The 24,898-nt window shown below is 69.9% G+C and carries 21 protein-coding genes; 8 read left to right on the top strand and 13 right to left on the bottom strand.

Annotated features, from left to right (window positions below; translation table 11 throughout):
- Window position 1: 1 nt before the first annotated feature.
- Window positions 2-1,369, bottom strand: coding sequence for a pyridoxal phosphate-dependent decarboxylase family protein (locus SLUN_RS36815; RefSeq protein ID WP_108154204.1), 1,368 nt, complete (start codon window positions 1,367-1,369; stop codon window positions 2-4).
- A 189-nt stretch (window positions 1,370-1,558) separates the two neighbouring features.
- Between SLUN_RS36815 and SLUN_RS36810 the strand changes: the two genes are divergently transcribed.
- The 3 genes from SLUN_RS36810 (at window position 1,559) to SLUN_RS36800 (ending at window position 5,291) form a co-directional block, all read left to right on the top strand.
- Window positions 1,559-2,215: a maleylpyruvate isomerase mycothiol-dependent enzyme family protein gene (locus SLUN_RS36810; protein ID WP_108154203.1), complete on the top strand. Its 657-nt coding sequence runs from the start codon at window positions 1,559-1,561 to the stop codon at window positions 2,213-2,215.
- A gap of 120 nt (window positions 2,216-2,335) precedes the next feature.
- Window positions 2,336-4,171 carry a hypothetical protein gene (locus SLUN_RS36805; protein ID WP_257153868.1) on the top strand — a complete coding sequence of 612 codons (1,836 nt, stop codon included), beginning with the start codon at window positions 2,336-2,338 and terminating at the stop codon, window positions 4,169-4,171.
- A gap of 382 nt (window positions 4,172-4,553) precedes the next feature.
- Entirely contained in the window at window positions 4,554-5,291 is a 738-nt protein-coding gene (locus SLUN_RS36800; protein ID WP_108154202.1) for a class I SAM-dependent methyltransferase, read from the top strand.
- Between the two features lie 52 nt (window positions 5,292-5,343).
- Here SLUN_RS36800 and SLUN_RS36795 read toward each other — a convergent pair whose 3' ends face one another.
- Window positions 5,344-6,702 carry a helix-turn-helix domain-containing protein gene (locus tag SLUN_RS36795; RefSeq protein WP_108154201.1) on the bottom strand — a complete coding sequence of 453 codons (1,359 nt, stop codon included), beginning with the start codon at window positions 6,700-6,702 and terminating at the stop codon, window positions 5,344-5,346.
- A gap of 141 nt (window positions 6,703-6,843) precedes the next feature.
- Here SLUN_RS36795 and SLUN_RS36790 point away from each other — a divergent pair, with 141 nt between their 5' ends.
- The gene (locus SLUN_RS36790; protein WP_257153867.1) at window positions 6,844-8,211 is read left to right on the top strand and encodes a M64 family metallopeptidase; all 1,368 of its coding nucleotides are present in this window, start codon (window positions 6,844-6,846) and stop codon (window positions 8,209-8,211) included.
- A 6-nt stretch (window positions 8,212-8,217) separates the two neighbouring features.
- Here the strand turns inward: SLUN_RS36790 and SLUN_RS36785 are convergent, their stop codons facing one another.
- The 5 genes from SLUN_RS36785 to SLUN_RS39755 all read right to left on the bottom strand — a co-directional run bounded on the left by SLUN_RS36785 (window position 8,218) and on the right by SLUN_RS39755 (window position 14,344).
- Complete coding sequence (locus tag SLUN_RS36785; RefSeq protein WP_371413930.1) at window positions 8,218-10,854, bottom strand: SpoIIE family protein phosphatase; 2,637 nt, start codon at window positions 10,852-10,854, stop codon at window positions 8,218-8,220.
- A gap of 337 nt (window positions 10,855-11,191) precedes the next feature.
- Entirely contained in the window at window positions 11,192-11,881 is a 690-nt protein-coding gene (locus SLUN_RS36780; protein WP_108155151.1) for a L,D-transpeptidase, read from the bottom strand.
- A 663-nt stretch (window positions 11,882-12,544) separates the two neighbouring features.
- Window positions 12,545-12,745, bottom strand: a complete 201-nt coding sequence (locus SLUN_RS36775) for a hypothetical protein (RefSeq protein ID WP_108154198.1) — start codon at window positions 12,743-12,745, stop codon at window positions 12,545-12,547.
- A 220-nt stretch (window positions 12,746-12,965) separates the two neighbouring features.
- On the bottom strand, window positions 12,966-13,544 hold the full coding sequence (locus SLUN_RS36770; RefSeq protein WP_108154197.1) for a hypothetical protein: 579 nt from the start codon (window positions 13,542-13,544) through the stop codon (window positions 12,966-12,968).
- A 353-nt stretch (window positions 13,545-13,897) separates the two neighbouring features.
- A complete protein-coding gene (locus SLUN_RS39755; protein WP_159100418.1) occupies window positions 13,898-14,344 on the bottom strand; it encodes a VOC family protein in 447 nt (148 codons plus the stop codon).
- 445 nt (window positions 14,345-14,789) lie between these two features.
- Here SLUN_RS39755 and SLUN_RS36760 point away from each other — a divergent pair, with 445 nt between their 5' ends.
- Window positions 14,790-15,110 (top strand): GYD domain-containing protein, encoded by a 321-nt coding sequence (locus SLUN_RS36760; RefSeq protein ID WP_108154195.1) that lies wholly within the window; start codon window positions 14,790-14,792, stop codon window positions 15,108-15,110.
- A gap of 118 nt (window positions 15,111-15,228) precedes the next feature.
- Here the strand turns inward: SLUN_RS36760 and SLUN_RS36755 are convergent, their stop codons facing one another.
- Together SLUN_RS36755 and SLUN_RS36750 are read right to left on the bottom strand one after the other, a co-directional pair.
- On the bottom strand, window positions 15,229-16,047 hold the full coding sequence (locus SLUN_RS36755; RefSeq protein WP_108154194.1) for an SDR family NAD(P)-dependent oxidoreductase: 819 nt from the start codon (window positions 16,045-16,047) through the stop codon (window positions 15,229-15,231).
- 402 nt (window positions 16,048-16,449) lie between these two features.
- Window positions 16,450-17,337: an alpha/beta fold hydrolase gene (locus tag SLUN_RS36750; protein WP_108154193.1), complete on the bottom strand. Its 888-nt coding sequence runs from the start codon at window positions 17,335-17,337 to the stop codon at window positions 16,450-16,452.
- A gap of 103 nt (window positions 17,338-17,440) precedes the next feature.
- Here SLUN_RS36750 and cpt point away from each other — a divergent pair, with 103 nt between their 5' ends.
- Complete coding sequence (gene cpt, locus SLUN_RS36745) at window positions 17,441-17,998, top strand: chloramphenicol phosphotransferase CPT (RefSeq protein ID WP_218929505.1); 558 nt, start codon at window positions 17,441-17,443, stop codon at window positions 17,996-17,998.
- A 200-nt stretch (window positions 17,999-18,198) separates the two neighbouring features.
- Complete coding sequence (locus SLUN_RS36740) at window positions 18,199-19,842, top strand: GMC oxidoreductase (RefSeq protein WP_108154191.1); 1,644 nt, start codon at window positions 18,199-18,201, stop codon at window positions 19,840-19,842.
- 114 nt (window positions 19,843-19,956) lie between these two features.
- On the opposite strand, the gene SLUN_RS36735 is transcribed toward SLUN_RS36740, so the two are convergent.
- Both SLUN_RS36735 and SLUN_RS36730 read right to left on the bottom strand, forming a co-directional pair.
- The gene (locus SLUN_RS36735; protein ID WP_108154190.1) at window positions 19,957-20,436 is read right to left on the bottom strand and encodes a carboxymuconolactone decarboxylase family protein; all 480 of its coding nucleotides are present in this window, start codon (window positions 20,434-20,436) and stop codon (window positions 19,957-19,959) included.
- Entirely contained in the window at window positions 20,433-21,515 is a 1,083-nt protein-coding gene (locus tag SLUN_RS36730; protein ID WP_108154189.1) for an NAD(P)H-dependent amine dehydrogenase family protein, read from the bottom strand. Before SLUN_RS36730 ends, SLUN_RS36735 begins: the two co-directional genes overlap by 4 nt.
- A 157-nt stretch (window positions 21,516-21,672) precedes the next feature.
- Here SLUN_RS36730 and SLUN_RS36725 point away from each other — a divergent pair, with 157 nt between their 5' ends.
- Entirely contained in the window at window positions 21,673-23,181 is a 1,509-nt protein-coding gene (locus SLUN_RS36725) for a glutamate synthase subunit beta (RefSeq protein ID WP_108154188.1), read from the top strand.
- Window positions 23,182-23,344: 163 nt separating this feature from the next.
- Here SLUN_RS36725 and SLUN_RS36720 read toward each other — a convergent pair whose 3' ends face one another.
- Both SLUN_RS36720 and SLUN_RS39750 read right to left on the bottom strand, forming a co-directional pair.
- Window positions 23,345-24,724 (bottom strand): diacylglycerol/lipid kinase family protein, encoded by a 1,380-nt coding sequence (locus SLUN_RS36720; RefSeq protein ID WP_108154187.1) that lies wholly within the window; start codon window positions 24,722-24,724, stop codon window positions 23,345-23,347.
- Window positions 24,721-24,894 (bottom strand): hypothetical protein, encoded by a 174-nt coding sequence (locus SLUN_RS39750; RefSeq protein ID WP_159100417.1) that lies wholly within the window; start codon window positions 24,892-24,894, stop codon window positions 24,721-24,723. The genes SLUN_RS36720 and SLUN_RS39750 overlap by 4 nt, the downstream gene beginning before the upstream one ends.
- Window positions 24,895-24,898: the final 4 nt, after the last annotated feature.

Below are 24,898 nucleotides of genomic sequence, written 5' to 3'. Positions count from 1 at the left end.
ATCAGGCGAGAGCGGATGCGCGTCTGATCGCGTCGAGCGTGCGCGTGACGTCGTCGTCGGTCGTCGACCAGTTGCTCACCGAGATCCGCATGACGCGACGGCCGTGCCAGGTGGAGCCGCTGATCCACGCCGTGCCGTCGTCGAGCAGCCGGGTGAGTACCTGTTCTGTGCGTTCGTCGCTGCCGAACTCGGCGCAGACCTGGGTGAAGACCACGTCGTTGAGGACACTCGCCCCGTCGATCCCGGCGATGCCGGCGGCGAACGAGGAGGCGTGCCGGCACAGCCGCTCGACGAGGTCGGCCACACCTGCGCGTCCGAGTGACCTGAGGGCGGCCCACACGGTGAACGCTCTGCCGCGCCGGGAGAGTTCGGGGACCTTGTCGATGGGGTCGCCGTGTTCGTCCTGGATGAGGTAGTCGCCGTGCAGGCCCATCGCCGCCCTGACCGCGAACGGGTCGCGCACGATGGCGAGGCCGCAGTCGTAGGGAACGTTCAGGGTCTTGTGGGCATCCGTCGCCCATGAGTCGGCCTGTGCGGCACCCGCCGTCAGATGTGCGTACGCCGGGGAGACAGCCGCCCACAGTCCGAACGCGCCGTCGATGTGCACCCACGCGTCAGCCTCGCGAGCGGCGCGGATCGTCTCGACGAAGGGGTCGAAGGCGCCGGAGTGGATGTCTCCGGCCTGGAGGATCACGATCGTGGGGCGCTGCCCGCCGGCCGCCAGGGTGTGCCGCAGGGCCTCGGGCTCGATGCGTCCCTGATCGTCCGCCTTCACCACTTCGGGTCTGCCGAGCCCCAGGTAGCGCAGCGCCAGATCGATGGCCATGTGGCGGTCCTCGCCGACGATGACGCGCACGGCCGGCCCACCCGCGAGGCCGTCGCGGGCGACGTTCCAGTCGGCACGGCGCAGCACCGCGTCGCGCCCGGCGGCGAGGCAGGTGAAGTTCGCCATCGTGGCACCGGTGGTGAAGCCGACGGCGCTGTCGCTCGGCAGGCCGAGCAGTTCGAGCAGCCACGCGCCGGCTATGTCTTCCGCCGCCGTGTGCGCGGGCGAGACGGCGCGCATCACACAGTTCTGGTCCCAGGCGCTGACCAGCCAGTCCGCGGCGAGCGCGGCCGGTCCGGTGCCACCGACCACGAACCCGTAGAAACGGCCGCTGGGAAACGCGGTGAGCCCCGGCTCGCAGGCCGTGACCAGCAGGTCGACGACGTCGGCGGGGGTGCTCGGACCGTCGGGCAGCTCGACACCGAGCGCGCTCACGATCTCGTCGACCGAAGCGCGGGCTGGGACCCGGCGATCGGACAGGCTCGCCAGCCAGCGGACGGCATGGCCGTATGCCTGTTGGAGCGCCTTCTCGCGCGCGTCCATACCTCGGACTATGAGACAGTCCCCGCCGCCGCGCAAGCCACGACTCACACGGCGCTCCCAGCCCCAGCCGGCTGACTTCCGATACGCACGCCGCCTCCGGCGGAAAGCTCGGTTTCCCGGCATGCCGGCTTCGTACCTGGATGTGGACTCGGTGTTCCCTGTTCAGGAGGTGATCGATACGGTCCTGCCATGTCACAACCAGCCGAAGCAGCAGCAAGCCCCTCCCGCGTCACCGCGGACGACCTCGACCAGGCCGTACAGCTCGCCGTGACCGTCCTCCAGGAGGCGCCGGCGACGGCGTGGGGTGGTAAGGCCGGCACGTTGGAGTGGGACTGCTGGGAGACCGTCGAGCATCTCAGCGACGACCTGTTCGCGTACGCCGTCCAACTGGGCCCCAGAACACCGCCGTTGGACGGCGAAGTGCCCTTCGTCTGGGAGAGCCGACGGCCCGGTGGCCCGGGGAACGCTGTCCATGCGGACCGGACGGCGGGTCCTGCCGGGCTGCTGCAGGTGCTGGAGGCGAGCGGGGCGCTCCTGGTGGCCATGGTGCGGACCACGCCGTCGCATGTCCGCTCGTACCACGGGTACGGAGTATCTGACCCCGAGGGATTCGGGGCGATGGGGATCGTGGAAACCCTTGTGCACACGTACGACCTGGCGGAGGGGCTCGGGCTCGTCTGGGATCCGCCTGCCGATCTGTGTGCGCGCGTGCTGGCCCGCCTGTTCCCCAACGCACCGGTGGACACGGACCCGTGGCTCACCCTGTTGTGGGCAACGGGGCGCACCGAGGTGGACGGGCGGCCTCGCCTCACCACATGGCGCTGGTACGGCGAGCCCCGGGGCTAAGCGGCCCCGGGGAAGTCCGGGCGGGACGGTCGCCTGACCCACAAAATCCGCTGGCGCACGGCGGGACGGGCATGACAGCATCTCCCGCATGACCTATGGAATCGAGTCCCACCGCACCCGGTGAGCGCCCCGGAAGAGCGCGGCGCGCTCACCCCTCGGCCCTCTCTGTACGAATACGCCCTGCGCCTGCATCGCGCGGAGCCCGACGGCCGCGTGCCCAAGGGCGGCTACTCACTTCCCGACCCGCCGCCACAGCGCCGCGGCAGCCTCGGCTGGGCCGAGGCCCAAGTGGCCGTCAGGGAGGCCCTCGTCCCCCTGCTGTCCGCCCCGGACACGTTCCGGGCCGCCGACGAGGTCCACCTTCGCCTGCACGAACTGGGCGCCCTGGACCGTCACATCCATGCCGCCGTCGCCGGACTGCCCCTGGACGACGAGGCGACAGCCCGCGCTCTCGGTCGCCGCCTCGTGCGTATGGGTACCAGCACGCCGGCCGTGAGCGTCGGCGTCGGTCTCCTGGCCCGACTCGGCGAGCCGGAGGATGTGCCGTACCTCAAGGTTCTCGGACTGCTGCACGGCTTCGCCCGCCCGGCCGTCCAAGCACTCACCGCCCTCGACTGCCCTACCGCGGCCCTGGTATGGCTGGGCCATCACGTCGAGGGCCGGGAACTGCGCCACTTGGTCGCCGCTCTCGCCGCGCGCGACGACCAAGCCGCCCGCACCTGGCTGCTGGAAGTTCCCATCGAGCCTCGCGCCGTAAGCTCCTCGACCGCCCGCAAGATCGCAGAGGCCGTCGGACTCGCCGATGTCCTCCGTGAGGATCCCGTCGACAGCCGGGTCCTGGCCCAGGCAGGACGCCTGCTGTCCCTCATGACAAGTCTGCGCGACTACCGGGCCGAGATCCTCGCCTACCCACAGGCCCTCACCGCGTACGACGCGCTCGTTGCCCGCGCCTCCCAACTGCCCCCGACCCTCGACCACTACGCGACGCTGCTCTCGCTCGCCCTCGACCTGCACAGCGGCCCCAGCTTCCTCCTCAACTGGCGGCCCGGACAGCGCGAGGCACTGCTGAACGCCCTGGAGACCGTCCTGGGTACACCCGCCTGGTCCGCCGTACCGGTCGGCGAACCCACCGATCCCACCGAACGCCGCCGGACCCACTGGATCCGGCGCGCGGCGCGGCAGCCCTTCAGCGCCCGGGCTACGTCGACCCGGCTACGAGTCGAGGTCGCCGTGCGCGACCCGGCAGACCCGGACACCGCCGAGACCCGGCTTCTGATCGACGGCCGCCCCCTGGTGCCGGAGGCCTTCGGCCTGGGCCCCGCCAACTCCCCGGAGTACCTGCTCGACAGCGGCCGCCTGCGGGCCGCGGCCGAACCCCGGGAAGTGCGGCTCGCCGAGGCCTACTGCACGGAGGGCTGCTGCGGTGCGCTCTACGTCACCATCTGCCGCGAGGGGGAACATGTGGTGTGGCGCGACTGGCGCCGCCCGGCCACGCCGCCTTCCCGGCAACCCCCGCCCGAACTCCCGGAATACCGCTTCAACGCGGCCGACTACGACGCCGAGATCGCGCGTGCCGAGAGCGACCACTCATGGGCGTGGCCCGCCCGGATCACGGCGCGGCTGATCGCCGCGGGCCTGCGAGACCGGCCGGACCTCCTCACTCGGTGGGACGCCCAGCATGGCTGGACCGGCACGGCCTTCAACGACCCGGACGTGACCTCGCTGTCGTTCACGTACTGGCCGGGGCTCAGCGCCGGGCAGAGGGACGAGGACGGCCCCTGGCTTCAGTTCGTCTGGAGACTCCCGGACGACGGCACCCCTCCCGAGGACCGCGCCGCCGCCGCGCTGCGGCGCCTCGCCACGGAGGACCCGAAGACCTACGCGGACGTCAGGGGCGGCAGCCGCGAGCACGCCGAGGCGCTCGGCTTCCCCTGGCCCGAACGCGAGAGCCGCTAGGCCGTGTCTGACACATAGCGCTGTCCGCCCGCAGGGCGTCGCGCGCCAGGCGGGATTTGTCAGACACGGCCCAGGCCTCTCGTCGAAAGCCCACCTGGCCCGCGGCCCCAACTGCCGCGGGCCTACCGATACCACTGTGGCCACGGAACCTGAGGGCGCCTCCGGAGAATCGCTGAGAAACCCGGATCGGGGCGGCCGGGATTGCCCCCTTGAGGGCCTACGACGGAGGCTTGGGCGGCGCTGCGCCCCCGGCCGTGGGTGGCGCCCTTCTCCCCCTGGCGGGGGCCCCTCACTCGGTCGGCGACAGCGTCCGGCCACCCGGCCTGATCTGGGCTTTTATCCCGGACCAACCTACGATCGACGGACAGGGAAGGGGGACCGGATGGACCGGAACATCCGCACCGTGGACGACGTACTCAGGCTCCTGGACGGCCTGTTCGCGCCAGGGGCCGACCGATGGACAGCCGGCGCCGGATCGTGGTGGGACAGCTTCTACGCCGACCGCTCCAAGCCGGTGCCGTTCTTTGTGGACAAGCCGGATGAGAACCTGGTCTCCTGCCTCGACCGCGGTCTGATCACACCGGGGCGCGCCCTCGATCTGGGCTGCGGGCCGGGCCGCAATGCGCTCCACCTCGCCTCGCTGGGCTTCGATGTGGACGCCGTGGACCTCTCCCCCGCGGCCACCGCCTGGGCCGAGGACCGCGCCCGCGAGGCGGAAGCCGAGGTCCGATTCCTGTGCGGTGACGCCTTCACTCTCGTCGGTACCGAACTCCGCGGCCCGTACGATCTGATCTACGACTCCGGATGCTTCCACCATCTGCCACCGCACCGCCGCATCAGCTACCTTGCCCTCCTCGACCAATGCCTGGCTCCCGGCGGCCATCTCGCCCTCACCTGCTTTGCGGCCGGCGGCATGGGATCCGAACTGGCCGACAGCGACTTCTACCGCCAGTCCAGCCTCCACGGCGGCCTCGCCTACACGCCGACCTCCCTGCGCCGGATCTTCTCCGACCTGACGGAGGTCGAACTACGCCGTATGCGCGACGAGCCGCCGGAGTCCCCGTGCTTCGGCGAACCCTTCCTCTGGACAGCCCTGTTCCGCCGCAACGCCCAGCCGTAGCGGCCACGCGACCGCCCTCGGGCACCCCCGTCAAAGCGCGTTGCCACAAGCCTCAGGACCCAAGGCGCTTCGAAACGCCCGCAAAGGACGGGGTCGCCGGCGCCGGTCCCAGGGTCGTCGTGCCGGGGGCCGCGCGGTGGCCCAGGCCCGTGCGGTACGCGTCGAGTGCCGCCTCGGTCCGGCCCGTGCGGCGCAGCAGGTCGCCCAGCAGCCGGCAGAGGTCGGCCAGGTCGCCCGTCGCTCCGCTCCTTTCCAGCAGGCCGAGCGACAGCACGTAGTGCTCCTCGGCGGACTCGGTGTCCCCCTGCTCCTCCGCGATCATGCCGAGCAGCCGGTGCGCCCCGCCAGCGTGCACGGCGCCGTGCCGGTCGCCCAGTTCGAGCAGCGCCGAGAGGAGTCCGGTCGCCTCGTCATGCCGGCCGAGGCGCCGCAGGACGTCCGCGAGCTCGACCTCCACCTGGGCGGTGTAGAGGGCGGCGCGCTTGGCCGCCAGCATGTCCCGGGCGGTACGCAACTGCCGCTCGGCCGCGTCGAGTTCGCCGTTCTGGGCCTGGACATAGCCGCGCATCCAGTGACAGTGCGCCAGGTCCGTGTTCAGCCGCAGCTGCTGGTAGATCGCCTGGGCCTTGGCCAGGGAGGCGTCGGCGTCCGCCGTACGCCCCTCCGCGAGGAACGTACGGGCCACCTGCCGGTGCATGCCCGCCACCAGCGCCGGGTCGTTGACCTGGGGCGCCAGGGCGAGGGCGAGCTCGGCGGCGTGCGCCGCGCGGGCGTGGGCGCCCATGTCGATGTACGGGCCGATGACGGCGGCGTACAGCAGCACCAGCGCCTCCGGGTCGGCCAGTCCGCTCGCGCCGAGCTCGTCGATGGTGGATTCGAGGAGGTAGCACGCGTACCGCAGCTCCCCGGCGAGGAGGTGCGAGATGGCGCGGCCGCGGATCGCGCGGGCGCGGCGTGGGAGCGGTTCGCCGGACAGGAGCCGCTCGGCCGTCTCGAAGTGGCGCCCCGCGTTACCGAGTTCCCCGGTCTCCAGCGCGCAGTCGCCAAGACCGAGCAGCGCCTCGGCCTGCTCGGGAGCGAGGTCGAGGTGTTCGGCGTCGGTGAGGAGCCGCCGGTAGCGGACCGCCGCCTCGTCGGCGGCGCCGGAGGCGAGCATCTGCTGGGCGTCCGTGAGGGCGAGCCGTAGTTCGGTGGCCAGGTGGGCGGGGCGTCCGGTGGCCAGTTCCTCGTACGAGGTGCCGAGGCGCTCGGCCAGAAAGCGCAGCGCGGTCTCGGAGGGCCGCACCTTGCCGGACTCCAGTGTCGAGATGTACGCGGAGGTGTACGAGGGCTCCGCCAACTGCCGTTGTGTCAGCCCGCGTTCGGTACGCAGACACTGAACACGGCGGCCGATCTCGGCCGGTTCGTCCATGGAGACCCCCTGGTCGCTCGAACTCCCTCAGTATTCAGGGCCGACTGGCCATTGCGCACCTCCCGTGCGCGCCCCTAATTTAAGCAACTCGTTCAACGCACTTATCCGTGCACTTAACTTCCGTACAAGGGGGAGAACTCCGTGCGCTCACACCTGAGCAGAGCCGTGGCAGCGGCCGGTGTCGCCGCAGCCGTCACCGCCGCACTGGCCGGCGGCGCCGGGTCGTCGACCGCCGACCCGGCGCCGCCGACCGGGACGACGACCGAGGCCAGGACGACGGAGGTCGAGATACCGGGGCCGGAGCGCGGCGGAGCCGCCGGATCCGGCCACACGCATGTACCGGCCGACGGCCTCGACCGGCCCGCGCCCCGGCTCTCCGCCCGCGAGGCGGCGGCCGACGGCGAGGTCACCAAGGTGATCGACAACGGCTCCACCGCGGACCGGCTGGACGTGGTCGTCATCGGTGACGGCTACACCGCCGCCGAGCTGGGACAGTTCCACACGGACGCCAAGGAGAAGTGGGCCGAGGTCGCGGCCGTCGAGCCGTACACGACCTACCAGAACCTCTTCAACCTCTGGACGGTCGACGCGGTCTCCAACGAGTCCGGCGTCTCCGGCGACCCCGACCAGGCCACCGTGCGGGACACCGCCCTCGGCTCGTACTTCTGGTGCGACGACATCGAGCGGCTGCTCTGCATCGACGAGACCAAGGTCGACTCGTACGTGGCCAGGGCTCCGGAGGCCGACCTCGTGATCGTCCTCGCCAACAGCACCAAGTACGGCGGTGCGGGCTACAACGAGCCCAGCGAGACCCTCGGCTACGAAGGCATTTCGACCGCGTCCGCCGGCAACGAGCGTTCGGGCCAAGTCGCCATCCACGAGACCGGCCACTCCCTCGGCAAGCTCGCCGACGAATACTTCTACCCCGGCTACCCGGACTACGAGCAGTACACGGGCCCGGAGCCCGGCGACTCCAACACCTCCACCCTGACGGCCGACCGGATGGCCGCTGAGCGCGCCAAGTGGCACCGCTGGCTCGGCGAGACCTCCCCCGACGGCGGCACGGTCGGCACGTACGAGGGCGGCGGATACTTCGTGAAGGGGCTGTACCGCCCCACCGACAACTCGCTCATGCGCGTCCTCGGCAAGCCCTTCAACCTCCCCGGCATCGAGGCGATGATCGCCGGCTTCTACCGCCACGCGACGGTCGCCACCGCCGTCACCCCCACCGACGGCACGTTGCGCTCACGCCACACCGCGAAGGTCGCCGTGCCCCGGCTGGCGGGCGTCGCCACGACGCCGCTCGCGATCCGCTGGTCGCTGGACGGCAAGGAGCTGAAGCGCTTCGAGGGGCGGAGGGAGGTACGCGTCTCCGAACTGGGGCTGAAGCTACTGGACTTCAAAAAGCACCGGCTGTCGGTCACCGTCGTCGACCGGACGGCCTCGGTACGCGACCCGGAGATCGCCGGGAAGCTGCGTTCGTCGGTCGTCTGGACCGTCCGGCGCTGATCCCCGTCACCAGGACGTATCGTCCAACAGCAGCCCCGCCGCCGCCTGCTGCCCGTTGACCAGGGACTGTTCGGTCCACATGACCTTCCCGGCGGGCGTGTACCGGGTTCCCCACCGTCCGGCCAACTGAGAGACAAGGAACAGGCCGCGCCCGCCCTCGTCCGTCGTGGCCGCACGTCGCATGTGCGGGGCGGTGCTGCTGCCGTCGGACACCTCGCAGATCAGCGTGTGCTCGTGCAGCAGCCGCACATGGATCGGCTCGGCCCCGTAGCGGATCGCGTTGGTGATCAGCTCGCTCAGCATCAGCTCAGTGGTGAATCCGATCTCCTCCAGACCCCACGTCTCCAGCTGACGGCCGCACGCGGCGCGGACAGGAGCGACGGCCGCGGGGTCTGAGGCAACGTCCCAGTCGGCAACCCGGGCAGAGTCCAGCAGGTGAGTCCGGGCCACCAGCAATGCGATGTCGTCCCTGCGGTGCGCGGGCACCATGGCACCGAACACGGCCTGGCACGTCTCCTCCGGCGTCCGGTTCGTGTCCTCGGCCAGGGTGCTGCGCAGGAGGCGGAGGCCGGTGTCGATGTCGCGGTCGCGGTTCTCGATGAGGCCGTCGGTGTAGAGGACGAGCCGGCTGCCCTCGGTCAGCCGCAGTTCGGCCGTCTCGACGGGCAGTCCACCCAATCCCAGGGGTGGGGAGACGGGCACCTCGGGGAAGTCGACCGTGCCGTCGGGGCGGACCAGTGCGGGGGCGAGGTGCCCTGCCGTTGCCAGGCTGCACAGACCGGACACCGGATCGTAGATGGCGTACAGGCAGGTGGCTCCCGTGATGCCGTCGCTGTCAACATCGCGGCCCTCCTCCTGGTCGATGCGGGAGACCAACTCGTCGAGGAGCCCCAAGATCTCGTCAGGCGGCAGGTCGAGGGAGGAGAAATTGTGGACCGCGGTGCGCAGACGGCCCATGGTGGCCGCCGCGTGCAAGCCGTGGCCGACGACGTCGCCGACGACCAGAGCGACCCGGGCCCCGGGCAGCGTGATGACGTCGAACCAGTCACCACCCACCCCGGCCTGCGCGGGCAGGTAGCGATAAGCGACATCCAGGGCGTTCTGTTCGGGCAGGACGCGCGGCAGCAAGCTGCGCTGGAGGGTCACCGCCATGGTGTGCTCACGGGTGAAGCGGCGAGCGTTGTCGATGGCCACAGCGGCGCGTGCGGCCAGTTCCTCGGCGAAGGACAGATCTTCCGCATCGAAGGGCCCGGGACGCTCCGCGCGCCAGAAGTTGGCCATTCCCAGGACGACACCACGAGCCTGCAACGACACCGTGACCAGCGAATGCACTCCGTAGGCGAGCGCTTGGTCCGCCCCCGCCGCATCCTGGGCCCGCCAGCCGTGGGCGACGGTCAGATCGGCCTCCAGCACCGCGTGGCCGCTGGCCAGAGCCGCTGCCATCGGCGTGGTGGGGACGACGAATCTGATCACGTCGCCCACCGGCTGGAACGGGTGGTCCTCACGGAGGCCGCTCACTGCCGTTCGCCGCATTTCCGTGTGCACGCCCGACGGCTCCTCGCCAAGCAGTACCGGGTCCAGCAGCTCCACCGTCACAAAGTCCGCGAACCGCGGGACCGCCACCTGGGACAACTCCTCGGCGGTCTGCACCACGTCCAGCGTGGTGCCGATCCGTACCCCGGCGTCGTACAGCATCTTCAGGCGCTCCCGGGCCACCTCGGCCGTGCCGGACAGCGCACGCAGCTCGGTGGTGTCCCGGAGCGTCGCGACATTGCCGGAAGTCCCGCCGAACGGCACCGTGGGCCGCGTGTTGACGGCCAGCAGGCGGTCCCCGGCCAGGTGCACCTCGTCGGTCACCTCACGGTCCGAGGCAAGCAGCTCCGCGGTGTCCGCATCGAGGCCGAGATCGGCGACGTGGCGCCCCTCCGCACCCGGCGGCAGCTCGAGGAGCCGGCGCGCCTCGTCGTTGGCCAGCATCAGCCGGCCATCACCCCCGATGATGAGCACGCCTTCCCGCACGGCGTGCAGGACCGCGTCATGGTGCTCGTACAGCCGGGTCATCTCGGTGGGGCCAAGGCCGTGCGTCTGCCTCCGCAGCCGCCTGCTCACCAGCGCGGAGCTGATTGTGGCCAGGGCGAGTGCGGCGGCGGCGCAGCCGAAGAGCACCGGCATCTGCCGGTCCACCGAGCCCCAGACGTTCTCGATCCGGACTCCGGCGCCGACCAGACCGACGACGGAGCCGTCGGCACCGACAACGGGGACGATGGCCCGCGCGGCGTCATTCGGCTCTCCCTCGAAGATCTCCGTGAAGGCTTCTCCGGCCGCGGCGCGTTCGATGCGCTGGGCGCGCCGGCCGATCAGCGTCGGATCGGTGTCGGCAAGGCGGATACCACCCGTGGACATCACCGCGATGAAGTCCACTCCCGATCCCCGCCGGGCCTCCTCAGCATGGGGTTGCAGCGCGGCGGTCGGATCAGGAGATCTCAGCGCCTCTACGGTGCCCGGGGCGTCCGCGAAGGACTCCGCGGCAGCGAGCGACTGCTTCTCGGCATCCCGCTCGCTGTCGTACCGCGCCTGGAACACGAGCGCCACCAGTGCGCCGGTGATCAGCAGCACCGCGACCGCGATCTGCAGGAAGAGCACCTGACCGGCGGCGCTGCGCACACCCAGCAGGGAACGCACTCCTCGCCGTGGCGAACCCTGTGACGCCCCGGGCGCCTTCCCGTGCGGAGCGTTCCACCCGCGTCCCGAAACGGGATGTCCGTGCCGATCGCGCAGAAGCCGACCGACAAATGAGCGGCCCGCTTCAAGCCTGGATCGCAGGGAATGTCCCTTCATGCCTCATTTCTAGCACTGGGCACTCTTTGCAATGGTCTGCGGGACGGCGACACAGAACGTGGACCCTGAAGGGGCCGGACCGTCGGCCCGGCCGCTTCCGGGCGCTTGCCTGTGCCCTGTGGGGTCGTGCGTTGTCTCAGGTTCAGGGCTTGCGGCCGTAGACGAAGACGTCGTCGCCGTTGCGGAGCAGGCTCCAGTACTTGGCGGCGTCACTCTTGGTCATGTTCACGCACCCGTGTGAGCCGGGCGGCGCCCAGACGCTGATACCCACGGAGTGGAAGGCCTGGCCGCCGTCGAAGAACTGGCTGTACGGCATCGGCACGTTGTACAGGCTGGACACGTGGTCGATGTGGCGCCAGTAGATCTTCTTCAGTCCGGTGCGCGTCTCGTGTCCGTTACGCCCGGTACGCACCGCGACCGGTCCGTACACCAACTTCTTGCCGTCCTGGATCCAGCTGAGCTGAAGGGTCAGGTCGACGCAGGCGATACGGCCCTTGTTCGTGGGGCACTTGCCGGCCTTGTTCGGGTTCTTCCCGACGGCCTTCTGCTTGTTCATGAGATCCATGACGCCCCAGGTGACGGGGCCCGCCAGCCCGGCGTTCGGGCTGATCGAGTGCTTCGTCTGGAAGGCCTGGATCGCCGTGCAGTCGGCGGCCGACTGTTTTCCGTCCACCGGGCGGCCGAGGAACTTCTCGACCTGCTTCTGGTACGCCCCGGTCTGGGTCGTACACGAGGCCGCCTGAGCGGGCGTGCTCCCCATGACCAGAGTGAGCGGGGCCGCCAGCGCGGTGATCCCGAGTGCGACGACTCCTCGTCGGCGTGTGTCCCCCACAGTTGTCGACTCCTTCATGTCCTTCATGCGCGCGTGTTGCGAGTTCCGCCTGGTAGACGGCACAGGGGACGTGGTAGTTGCACGCGGAAGGAAGACGGTTCGGTAACAGCCGCCACGGCAGATGCGTACGACAGCCAGTCGCGCCGCCGAGTCAACAGCGGCTGTACGCGTACCGGAAACGTTCTGGCATGCGGGCGGACGGAATGTGGCCCTGACAGCTGTCAGGGTGCGGGCTGCGCGTACGTGTTCCGTTCTGGATCGACTCGCTGACCACGAGGGGCGAACACACAGTGAACCAGTCACAGGGGAAGGCCAGTTGGCAGCGGGGCAAGGGCGGGCGCCACGCTGTTGTCACCGGACACACCGCCCTTCGGGTTCCGCCAGACGTCGAACCTGCGTCGCCGGTACGACCGTCGGGGCCGCCGCCCGGCCGGATTCCTCGCGACGGGCTGTTCGGGGCGTCGCGCCTGTCGTCGGCCCGGCGTTCCGTTCCGTACTGACCCCCGTACGCGGCCCCGTCGCCGACACCCTGCAGCCGCCGCTCACGTCAGCGCAACGCACGAGCCGCCCCGATTCCGCTGGACGCGCCGGTCACCGGCGCCGCGCACGCCGACGGTGGGCGGCAGAACGGGCGGGGCCCGGTCGTGGGGGCTGCCCGTGTGGTCAGGGAAGCAGCTTGTCGAGGGCCGCGCTGCCCTCGTCGGCCAGTTTGCGCTCTGCCCATGCGAGATTCGCGGGGGTGACGTCGCGCCCGGAAGCCAGCACCACGTCCTCGGGCGTCACACCACCTTCGGAGCCGATGTGCAGCGTTGAGTCGGGTGTCACGCCATCGGACGGCTGATTGCGATCAGGCTGAGTGTTCATGTGGCTCTCCTCGTTCGCCCGCCTTGCTCTTTTGTCATACACCAGCGGCTGCTGACCTGCGACTGCGACGGCGAGGGATCGCTGCTGCCGGTAGGTCGGGGCCCGGTCCGGCGGGACAGCCAGGCCTGGCGCCACCCGCCGGCGCGGGCCGCGAGGGCTTTGATTGTGTCGCGACGCCCGCGGGCCCCGGGCTACGTTGAAGACAACGGCGCTCCAGGGGTCAGGCCATGGCCTTCTCACGTTCCGCGGGCATTGCGCCAGAGGCATGGTGTGCGGTGGCGGTGTAGTACACGGTGGCGCCCTGCTTGGCGCGTTCGACCTTCGAGCGGGCCACCAGCCGTTCGGCGGAAGTCCGCACAACGTTGTCGCTGATCTTGCGGCCGGGGTGGGCGTCGGCGAGTGCCTTCGCGATTTCCGCGGCGGTACGCGGCTCGTCCTGTCGGCTGAGGTGACCGAGAACGAGGTCGGTGACGGCGGGGCCCTTCTCCCCGGTGGCCGCGGCGGGCTTCTTGCTGGTGGCCGCCTTGGGGGCGGCCTTCTTGGCCGGCGCTGTCGTCTTCTCCGCCTTGCGTACCCGGCGCGGTCCGGGAACGTCCGCAGGCTTCGGGCTCGCCGCGTCTCCCAGGGCTGCACTCATGCCGAGCAGCAGTTCGCGATCCTGCTCCAGGGAAGTCAGCTGCGCTTGCAGGGCGTCGATCTCTGCCCGGATGCGCTCCTGTTCGGAGGTGTTCTGCTCCAGGTCGTCGGTGACCTTGGCAGCGTATTGAGCCTTCAGATTGGTGGTTTTCGAATCGGGCACGATGACTCCTCAGTGCGGGGGTGTCTGCCGGATGTTACTCACCTGCGACGACGTGTGTATGCGTGTGAGACTGGGTTATCTCCCGTGCAGGGTGTGGGAGCGCGCAGGTCCGCGAGAGGGGCTGCCCGTTCTCTTTGGCGGAACAGGCATGTGTGGAACGGTAGTTGGAGCGAACTCGGCGGGCCGCGACCGTCCGCCCCGCCCCCCCGGCAAGCCTCCTAGTTGTGCCCTCATTCACAAGCCGTACGGTGCCGTCGCCCGGCCTCTGTCGTTGACACCGCCGTCCGGTACGAGCTGGAGCGAAACGGGCCGGCTGCCGTTGTGTTGGGCCCTGCACTAGGTGGGGCCCCGGCTCATTCAGCCCTGGGCCGCCCCTCGTTCTCGGCGGCTTTGGCCGCCTCGTACTCTCGCTCGGCCGCCGCGCGTTCCGCCGCGCTGCCCTCGATGCAGAATTCGTTGCCGGCCGGGTCTGCGAAGACCACCCAGCCTCTGCCGTTCGGCTTTCGCCTGTCGTCGACGATGGTCGCGCCGAGCGCCGACACCCGCTCCACCTCCTCATCCCGCGGCCGGTCCGGCTCCAGATCGAGGTGCACGCGGTTCTTCAGCGACTTCTTCTCGGGTACCCGCACGAACAACAGCGTCGGTTGACCGGCAGGCACCTCCAAGGCGACCTCGTCGTCGCCCGGTTCGTCGATCGGATCGACCGGTTGACCGAGCACCTGACTCCAGAACCGGGCCAGGTCGTAGGGCTCGTGCGGATCGGCACAGTCGAAGGTGATGTGCCGGACGATGGAAGTCACTTGATCTCCTTGCGTGTTGGGGATGCGACCGGCCGACGTACCCGTCGGCGATCGACATGCTCAGTGGACGCCAATCCTCGCCGGACTGTACCGGGGCAGGTCCGGCGACCGGCGGGCATTTTCGCCACCGCGTTCGACGGGTGCTTCTGGCGGACGACGCGCGAGCGGCTGCCACACCTGACACCGTCCCGCCCGCGGGAAGTGGTCGCGGACAGCGAGTGGAGTGCTGGTCGGGCCCAAGGCCCCGGGCGCCCGTGTGGCCTGTCGGGATGCAGTCGTGTTGAGGCAGGGCGACGATGGACGTACACACCACGCCGCTGCGAATCTCTCACACGCTGCCGGTACTGAAGTCGGTGAGGTAGAACTCCAGGCGTCCGGCTCCAGCTGACCGGTTCCAGCGTCGTCGCGCCGCTCGAGGCAGGACGCACAGGAAAGGCGGAGACCGATGTCGAAATATCTCTTCAGAGTCACGCTGACCATGGAGGGGCTGAAGGGCTTGCTCAAGGAAGGGGGTACGGCACGCCGTGAGGTCGTCGAACGTATGGTCCAGAGCCTGGGGGGTCAGCTCGAGTCAATGCACTGGGCATTCGGCGAGGAGGATGTCTATGTGGTGGTGGACCTGCCGGGCAACGCCTCAGCCGCGGCCATGGGGCTGACCGCATCGGCCGCAGGGGGCGTTCGCACGAGCACGGTCGTGCTGCTGACGCCCGAGGAGATCGACGAGGCGGTCCGCCAGAAGGTGGACTACCGGGCACCCGGCGCCTGACGCATCGGCGCGCTGGGGAATTCACCGGCGCCGAGCCCGTGGAGCAGAACCCCGTGAAAGGTCACGGACCGCTCGGCTTGGGCGAGAGTGCGGTGGGTGTCGGCGCGTCGCGGGGAAATCAGCTTCCGTCCCCGCGCGGTTCCACGCGGAAGTTGAACGCGACGGTCCCGGGATCAAGCGCCGTCACCCCACCGTCAACGGCAAGCACCGCGCCGTTGACGAAGGACGCGGCCGGTGAGAGCAACCAGGCGATAGCTTCGGCAACCTCACGCGGCTCTCCCGGGCGACGCGAGGGGAGCAGTCGAGTCGCCTCCTCGTAGGCCGCATCGGTACCGCCCTCTCCCAGCCCCGCCTCCTCAGCGAATCGCACCATCCGCCGGTCCGCCATCTCGGTGCGTACCCAGCTGGGGCACACAGTATTGGCGCGCAGCCCGTGCTGCCCGTAGTCAACGGCGAGAGAACGGCACATCTGGAGCAGGGCCGCCTTGGACGTGGCGTAAGCGGCATTGGCCGGCCCGTTGCGCAGCGCGGACACCGAAGCGACCGCGACCACCGAGCCCTTTGCCTTCAGTAGGTGCGGGAGCGCGGCGCGCAGAAGCAGAAAGGGGCCCGTCACGTTGGTCCGCATGACGGTCTCCCAGTCCTCCACCGACAGGTCACCGACGGCTCCCGAGCGCCCTACGCCTGCGTTGAGTACGACTCCGTCGAGCCGACCGTAGGCGGCCACGGACGCATCCACGAGATCTCGGACAGCCTCGGGGTCACCGATGTCAGAGGGGTGAGCCAGGACTCCGGTCTCCTCCGAAAGGCTCTTCAAGGGCTCAGGCCGACGTCCCGAGACAACGACGAGGTGCCCGGCCTCACGCAGCAGACGGGCCGTGGCAGCGCCAATCCCCGTCCCACCACCGGTGACAAGGACAACTCGCTGGTTCACCATCGCTACTGGCCCTCCTCGTTGGCGCGCTGCCCGAGTGATCATAAGCTCGTCCTCTGCGGCGCGATCTCGCCGGCCGGCCGGCTGAGGGGACGCTGCAAAACGCGGCCCCGGCCGGCACTGGGTTGTCGCGGTCGACTCGACCAGCCTTCGACCTCGACGCCTATTGGCCACAGCGGATGCGCGTGTCCCCGCGGCGCTCCTGGCCCTGCTCTCCGCGGGGTTCTCCGCAGGGGCCGGCTTCCTCCGAAGCGACAGCAGACGAATTGCCAACAAGCGCGCCTGGCAGGCATGGGCTGCCGTGGAAGCCGAGGCCAGCACGGTGCTGACGCAAGAGGACCCGGACGGCATTCACATGCCCTCGCCGGAAGCGGTCCGGGGTGCTCTGTGTTCCGGTGCGGCAGCTCAGGCCTTCGCGGTGTGGGCAAGAACCGCTTCGGCGAGAGGGTTCAGGACCTGGCGGGGCAGTGCGTGTCCCATCCCCGCAATCTCTACGAGTGCCGCGTCCTCTCCCAACACCTGTGCCAGATGCTGAGGGTGGGGCGGCGGGAAGACGGGCTCCGCGCCGGCCGCGATGACGAGTGCCGGGACCCGGGTGGCCGCGAGGGCCTCAGTTCGGTCCATGCCGGAGTAATCGGCCTGGCCGTGGGCGCCGGAGGAGTCGTACCGTCCCGTGTGCTCGATGATGCGTCGTTCCAGCGCACGGAAGTACTCCGCGTCGAACGGGATCCTGTCGCCGTGCAGCAGTCGCCAGTGCCTCACCCTGCGGTCGAGTTCGGCTTCGACCCCGTGGTCCTCGACCGGCCGGGCCCACTCCTCGAGGATCCGCTGGTCGATGCCTGGCAGATCCTCCACCGCGGTCGTGGTGCCGTCGGCGTGGACGAGAGGCGTCGTGCTGAGCGCGTTGGTGCCGATCAGGGTAGCGCTGAGCAACCGGTCCGGGTCGTCGGAAAGCACCAACTGGGCGAGCATCCCGCCCAGGGACATGCCGACGAGGTGCGCGCGCTCGATGCCGAGGCCGTCCAGCACCGCGATCACGTCGTCGGCGAGATCCGTGATGCGGTAGGGCTCCTTACCGTAGGACCAGGTCGAGCGACCAGTGTCGCGGTGGTCGTAGCGGACGACCTGGTGGCGGGCGGCGAGCGCGTCACAGAGTTCTTCGGGCCAGCCGAGGCCGGACGCCTGGGCGCCCATGATCAGAAGCAGCACGGAGGCGTCCGGGTCACCTCGGCGCTCTGTCCACAGGCGCACGCCCGGTGCGGCTTCCACGTACTGGACGTGTGGCTGCGGCATGGGATTCCTTCCGGCGGACAATTAGACGATACGTATCGTCTCGCGTTTGTTGGGCCTCGTCAATCCGTTTCGATTCGGCCGCGGGCGCTCCTACAGTGGCGCGGTGAACACTCAGGTGATCGTTCTCAATGGTGGGTCCAGCTCAGGCAAATCCGGGATCGCGCGCTGTCTGCAGGCTGTCCTCCCGGAGCCGTGGCTGACGCTTGGCGTAGACACGCTGATCGAGGCGATGCCCGCCTCAATGAGTGCAGTAGGTGCGGGGATCGAGTTCGGCGCGGACGGGCAGGTGACCGTCGGGCCCGCGTTCCGGCAGCTGGACGCCGCATGGGGCCAGGGGATCGCCGCGATGGTCCGCGCCGGAGCGCACGTCATCGTCGACGAGGTGTTCCTCGGCGGAGCCGCCTCGCAGGAGCGATGGCGGTCAGCCCTCAACGGCCTGGAAGTGCTGTGGGTGGGAGTGCGGTGCGACAGCGCGACAGCCGCGGGACGTGAGACCGCGCGCGGCGACCGGGTCTCCGGGATGGCCGAGTCGCAGGCGTACGCGGTCCACGACGGGGTGATCTACGACTTGGAAGTGGACACGACCCGTACCGAGTCCATCGACTGTGCACGCGCGATCGCGGCGCACATCGCCTCCGCCTCAGCAGTCCACGTCGACTGAGACCGGACAGAGGGCGAACAGGCCGATGGCCGTGGGGTGTTGGACCTCCGGGGTGGCCTTGATCGCATACCGGGGCGGAATCCCCTAACCCATTACCCCAGGTACATGATCGGACACAAGTTACTTTTAGGTATGTCGTGACTTAACGCGCAAGAAACAGTAGAACCTGTTCTCACTCCGTCGAGAGTGAGGAACATCACATGAGTGACTCCGTCATGCATGACAAGGGTTCCAAAGGCGTCTCGCGCCGCAGATTCATCGCTGGAACCAGTTCTATTCTGGGAGCCGTGGCCCTCGCGGGTCACCCCACCGCAGCTCAGGCGAAGGCCGCCGCCGCGGCCGCTCCTATCGACCCCGGGGCACACGTCCCGGTCCTGGTGATCGGCACCGGATACGGCGGCTCCGTCGCCGCCCTGCGTCTCGCCCAGGCGGGCATCGACGTGCACATGATCGAGATGGGCATGGCCTGGGACACCCCCGGTTCGGACGGCAAGATCTTCTGCAACACGACCTCGCCGGACTACCGGTCCTACTGGCTCCGCACCAAGACCAAACAGCCCATCAGCAACTTCCTCGGCTTCCCGATCGACAAGAACACCCCCCGCCACACCGGGATCCTGGACGCCGAGGAGATGGGCGGCATCATCGTCTACCAGGGCCGCGGGGTAGGCGGCGGCTCGCTGGTCAACGGCGGCATGGCCGTCACCCCCAGACGGGAGAACTTCGGTGCCGTCCTCCCGTCGGTGAACGCCGACGAGATGTACGGCACCTACTACCCGCGCGCCAACGCCGGGCTCGGGGTCAGCACCATCGACCCGGCCTGGTTCGACACCGTCGACTGCTACCAGTACGCCCGGGTCGGCCGCAAGCACGCACAGCGTTCCGGCTTCCCGTTCATCTTCGTGCCGGACGTATACGACTGGGACTACATGAAGCAGGAGGCGGCCGGAACCGTCCCCAAGTCGGCGGTGGCCGGCGAAATCCTGTACGGCAACAACCACGGCAAGAAGTCGCTCCAGCAGACCTACATCGCCCAGGCCAAGGCCACCGGCAAGGTCACCATCTCGCCGCTGCACAAGGTCACCTCGGTCGCCCCGGCGGCCGGTGGCGGCTACACCGTCGTCATCGACCAGATCAACACCAACGGCGACACCACGACCACCAAGACCGTGACCGCGGACAAGGTGTTCTTCGCGGCCGGCAGCGTCGGCACCAGCAAGCTGCTGGTCAAGCTGAAGGCCACCGGCGCGCTGCCCAACCTGAACAGCGAGACCGGCAAGGGCTGGGGCGACAACGGCAACGTCATGTGCGGGCGCGCCAACCACCTGTGGGACCCGACCGGCAAGGTCCAGTCGGGCATTCCCTGTTCCGGCATCGACAACTGGGCTGCTGGTGGCGCGTTCGCCGAGGTCGCACCGCTGCCCACCGGGATCGAGACCTACGCCTCGTTCTATCTGTCGATCACCAAGAACCCGAACCGTGCCCAGTTCTCCTGGAACGCCGCTGCGGGCAAGGTCGATCTGAACTGGCAGACCGCCTGGAAGCAGGCGTCCATCGACATGGCCAAGACGATCTTCGACAAGATCAACGCGAAGGAGGGGACGATCTACCGGACCGACCTCTTCGGCACGTACAAGATCTGGGGCGACCACCTCACGTACCACCCGCTCGGCGGCGCCGTGCTGAACAAGGCCACCGACAACTACGGCCGCCTCCACGGCCACCCCGGCCTGTACGTCATCGACGGCTCGCTGATCCCCGGCAACACCAGCGTCAACCCGTTCGTCACCATCACAGCGCTCGCCGAACGGAACATTGAAAAGATCATTGCCACCGACCTGTAACGGCGGCCTGATGACGGAGAGTTCGTTGTCAGGAGGCGGCCGTACGAGCCCCCTGCGGGGTGAGTCCGAGGCCGGGGCCGGCCGGGCTCACCGAGCGGCCCCGGACCACCCACCTCAGCCCGTGGGCAGCACGCACACCGCGTCCAGGCCCAGCACATGGTTGAGCCTGCCGAACGCCAGCCAGGAGCCGATGCTCATGCTCAGCTCCACGATCTCGACCTGGCTGTAGTGCGCGGTCATCCGGGTCCAGAACTCGTCGTCGAGGTTGTGGTGGTCCAGGGCGTACCGCTCGGCGTACTCGGCCGCCAACCGTGTGCGCTCGTCGAAGGCGTCGGCCGTACGCCACTCGGTCACCGCATCGGCGAACTCCTCCTCGACCTTCTGCCCGTCCCGGTCGGTGCGCCAGTCGAGGCAGAACATGCACCCGTTGATCTGCGCGATCCGCAGCCGCGCGGCCTCGAACTCCCGCAGTCCCAGGGTCGTGTGGGAATACACCGACAGCGAGAAGTTCGCGGCGGCCATCCCGATACCGGGGACCATGTCGCCCCACACGTACTCGATCGGGTGCTTGCCCTCGGGGATGTCGATGTTCATGGCTGCTTCCTTCCCAGTTTGCCGACTGCGGGGCGCAGCGGGACGTCGAGCGCGTCGTACAGTCCGGGTTCCGCGTCCACGAGCCAGTCGATGGCGCCGACCAGCCGGCCGACCGCAGTGGCGTTCCCGCCTGCGGACCGGTTCTCGCCCTCGTCGGTGGCCTCGACCGAGACCTCGATGCGCGGGCGGCCCTCGATGATCACCCGGTGCGCCCCGTCGCCACCACCGGGAGGCGTGGGCCAGTCCGGTGCGCAGGACGCGTGGATACGGGTGACGTGCTCGATGACGATGCGGGGTTCGCCCTCGACGATGCCCTGCACCTCGAACCGCACCGCCCCCTGGGTGCCGGCCTCGAACTCACCCATCGTCCTGGTGGTCACCGTGGCATCGAGCGGACGTCGCTCCAATGTCTCGCTGATCTCGTCGAGTTCGACACCGAGGGCTCTGGCCATCAGCCGTATCTGCCCGCCCCACACCATGGTCGGAATCGATGGCAGGAGCATCATCGGCTCGTAGTCCATCGGCTGGCCCATGCCGACCAGGTACCGGACCGAGTGCTCCTGCTCGTACGTGGAGTAGTCGAAGATCTCCTGGCAGCGGATCGCGTCCACGGTGCTGCCGAGTCCACTGATCAGCAACGGCAGTACGTCGTTGCCCCAGCCGGGGTCGACGCCCGAGACGAACAGCGAGCCGCTGCCGTCCGCGATGGCGGCAAGGACCGGGTCCCGGAACTCCGCCGGGGCATTGCGCTGGTCGTAGAGCGGGTACAGCGCGGGCGTGACGACCACGGCCCCGGCCCGGACGGCCCTGACGATGTCGTCGAGTGCCTCGTCGGGGCGGATGTCACCAGAAGCCGCGTACACAACAGCGTGGGGGCCGGCGGCCAGTACCGCGTCGATGTCGTCGGTCGCCGCGACCCCCAGTTCGCAGTCGAGCCCGCCGAGATCGCCCGCGTCGCGGCCGACCTTGTCGGGGTTGTGGACGAGCACGGACGCGAGTTTCAGGGCCGGATGGGCCTCTACGGCACGGATGGCCGCGCGGCCGACGTTGCCGGTACCCCAGACAACCGTGGAAATCATGCGCGGAGGGTAGCGAGAGGACGTATCAGTTCATAGTGCCGTGCCGGAAAAGATTGCGGCCTGCCTGCCGGCCCATCGACCGGTGAAAGCGGAACAAAGCAGGCGTAGGCTGGCCAGAACGCCCTATTGCACCGCGAGTGAGCGATGGAGGCGGCCCATGACCGACCCTCACGGCTTCCTCAGGACACCCCGTCGGCCCGTGCCGGCGCGCCCCGCCGAGGAGCGGCTGAGCGACTGGAACGAGATCTACGCGGGGCAGTCGCTGCTTCCGCTCGTGTCCGAGCAGGCCGGGCGCTGCATGGACTGCGGCATACCGTTCTGCCACAGCGGCTGCCCGCTGGGGAATCTCATCCCCGAGTGGAACGCGTACGCGGCGCGGGGCGACTGGTGGGCCGCGGCCGAGCGTCTGCACGCGACGAACAACTTCCCCGAGTTCACCGGGCGGCTGTGCCCGGCGCCGTGTGAGGAAGCCTGCGTGCTGACCATCAACGCCGATCCGGTGACGATCAAGAACGTCGAGCAGGCCATCGCCGACCAGATCTGGGAACGCGGGTACGCCGCACCGCAACCGCCGCAGCGGCTCAGCGGGATGACCGTCGCCGTCATCGGCTCCGGGCCCGCGGGGCTGGCGGCGGCGCAACAGCTCACCCGTATCGGCCACACCGTCGCCGTGTACGAGCGCGCCGACCGCATCGGTGGACTGCTGCGCTACGGCATCCCCGCGTTCAAGATGGAGAAACGGCACCTGGACCGCCGTATCGAGCAGATGCGGGCGGAGGGCACCCGGTTCCGCACCGGTGTGGACGTCGGCGGCGATCTCGACGCCACCGAACTCACGCGGCGTCACGACGCGGTGGTCGTCGCCGTCGGAGCCATGGAGCAGCGGGAGCTCCCCGTCCCCGGCCGCGAGCTGTTCGGCATCCATCAGGCCGTGGACTACCTGACCCTCGCCAACCGGGTCAGCCAGGGCGACCACCCCTCGCACCCCGTCACCGCCGCGGGCAAGCATGTGGTGATCGTCGGTGGCGGGGACACCGGCTCGGACTGTCTGGGCACCGCCCTGCGCCAGGGCGCGGCCTCCGTGGTGCAGCTGGACATCAACCCGGAGCCGGGCGACGCCCGGACGGACACGGAGCCCTGGCCCACGTATCCGAAGGTCTACCGGATCTCCCACGCCCACGAAGAGGCCCGGGGACGGGAGGGCACGGATCCCAGGGTCTTCTCCTCCGCCACCCTCCACTTCGAAGGAGGCCCGGCCGGCCAGGTGCGCGCCTTGCGCCTGACGGAAGTGGAACCCGAGGCCAGAAGGCCGCGGCCGGACACCGAGCGGGTGATCCCGGCGGAGCTGGTCCTGCTGGCGCTCGGCTTCTCCGGTCCCGAACGGGGCACCGGCCTGATGAGGCAGCTCGGGCTCACGCTGGACGACCGGGGAAACTTCGCCCGCAACGCCGCCTTCGCTGCCGAAACGGCCCCGCAGGACGAGCGGACAGGCCGCACCAGGACGGACGGGGTCTTCGTCGCGGGCGACGCGGGGCGCGGCCAGTCCCTTGTGGTGTGGGCCATCGCGGAGGGACGGTCCGCCGCGGCGGCCACGGACCGCTATCTGACGGGCTCCACCGTGCTCCCTGCCCCCGTCGCCCCAACGGACCGGCCGTTGGCGGCGTGACGCCCAGGGCAGTCGGCCGACCCTGGGCTGGTGTAGCCGGCTCCCGGAGACGGCGTCGATGCGGGCGCTCCGGGCACCCAGCGGCCGAGCCGACACACGAGGGCACCCGAACTCCCTCGCGCCTGTGCCTGCCGAGGTAAACCGGCCGTGCAGCCACGCCGGATCAGGCGCCGGCCGTGTTGTGCCCGTCCGCCGGGCGGCCGAGGCACACCGCGGCGAGAGCGGCCACGGTCGACCGCGAGAGCAGGTGGACCGCCCGGCCCGCTGGGGAGATGCCGACCGCGTGCCGGGGAAGCCGCAGACGGAGGGCCCCGGGCAGCGTAGCGAACACGATCGGCGGCTCGAGCGTCAGCGCCTCGCCGTCGACCCCGATAGCCACGGGAGCACCCGAGCGCACCTCGAACCGCTCCGCGGTCCACTGGCGCCAGCCGGGGAACCGCCGCACCTGCCCGGCCGCCTGCAGGGTCGTGAACCGTACGGCTTCGGCCGTGTCGCGGATCGTGAGCGTGACCACGCCGAGCCTCCCGGAGTCCATGCGCTCACGGGTGCCGCGGCCTTCGAGTCGGTCGAGCTGGTAGGGGCCGTTCGAGACGAGGATCAGTTGCGCCGTGGGGTACGGGGCACCGTCCGGCCCCGTGAAGCGCAGGTCGGGCGGGACCGCGTCCGGACCGAGGAGGTCGGGGAGTGTCTCCGCGGCGGTTTTGAGCTTGGCATCCCGGTACTGGGGCGACTGCACGACGCGCGCGTACAGGCCGAGCGAGGCGTTGTTGACGAAGACACGGCCGTTGACGGTCGCCAGGTCGATCCGCCGCTCGACCCCGTCGACGAACGCGTCGAGGGCGCCGACGACATCGTCACGGTCCAGTCCGAGGTCGAGCGCGAGATGATTGCGCGTGCCCGTGGGAACCACGACGTGCGGGATGTCGTGTCGCGCGGCGACCTCCGCGACGATCGCCTGCGAGCCGTCCCCGCCGGCCATGCCGATCGCGTCGGCACCGCGCGCGATCGCCTGCTCGGCGAGTTCTCGCAGGTCCTCACCCGGCTTCAACAGGACGGCTCCGATGCCGCGGCGGCTGCATTCGTCCACCAGGCCGAACCGCTCGACCTTGCCTCCGCCGGACTTCGGGTTCATCAGCAGGACCGGGCGGGCCGGCTTCGCGGCGGGTCCCCGCGCCGCCTCGACGGACCCTCCGCGCCGGCGCAGCGCGACGCGCGCCGCTGCCGCGGAGAGCGCCGCAAGCACGAGGACCAACGCGAGACGCGGCAGGCTGAGGTCCGTGAGGAAGCCGACGGCCACCAGCAGTGCCAGCGCCAGAGCGGCGCCCAGTCCGGCCAACGCGCGTCGCATCCCTTTGCGCGAGACCGCGTGCCAGCCCGCCGTCACCCCGACCAGCAACGCCGCGACGGCGGCCACCGTGGCCTCCCAGTTCATGACCGCTCCCACGATGAGGGTCGCCATCGCGACCGGCAGCGCCGCCAGGGCGATGAACGCGGCGAGGCGCTCGACGGGGCGCGGCCGGCCGGGCCGGTCATGATCGGTCACTGGGGAAGGCACCTCCCTCTGTCAGGAGCGACAGCCACATCCTCGGCCGGGACCCGGACGGCATTGGTGCCATCGGCAGCACCGCGGCTGACGTACGTCAGGCTGTCGACCCTGTCCGTGGCGTCGTCGTCGGAGGAGGCGGAGGGGGCGGCGGCGGAGTCCTGGGACATGGGA

Origin of the sequence: Streptomyces lunaelactis, assembly GCF_003054555.1 — a bacterium.
GTDB classification, from domain to species: Bacteria; Actinomycetota; Actinomycetes; order Streptomycetales; family Streptomycetaceae; genus Streptomyces; species Streptomyces lunaelactis.
The sequence above is the reverse complement of the archived record's forward strand: the minus strand, read 5'-3'. Positions and strand labels throughout refer to the sequence as shown.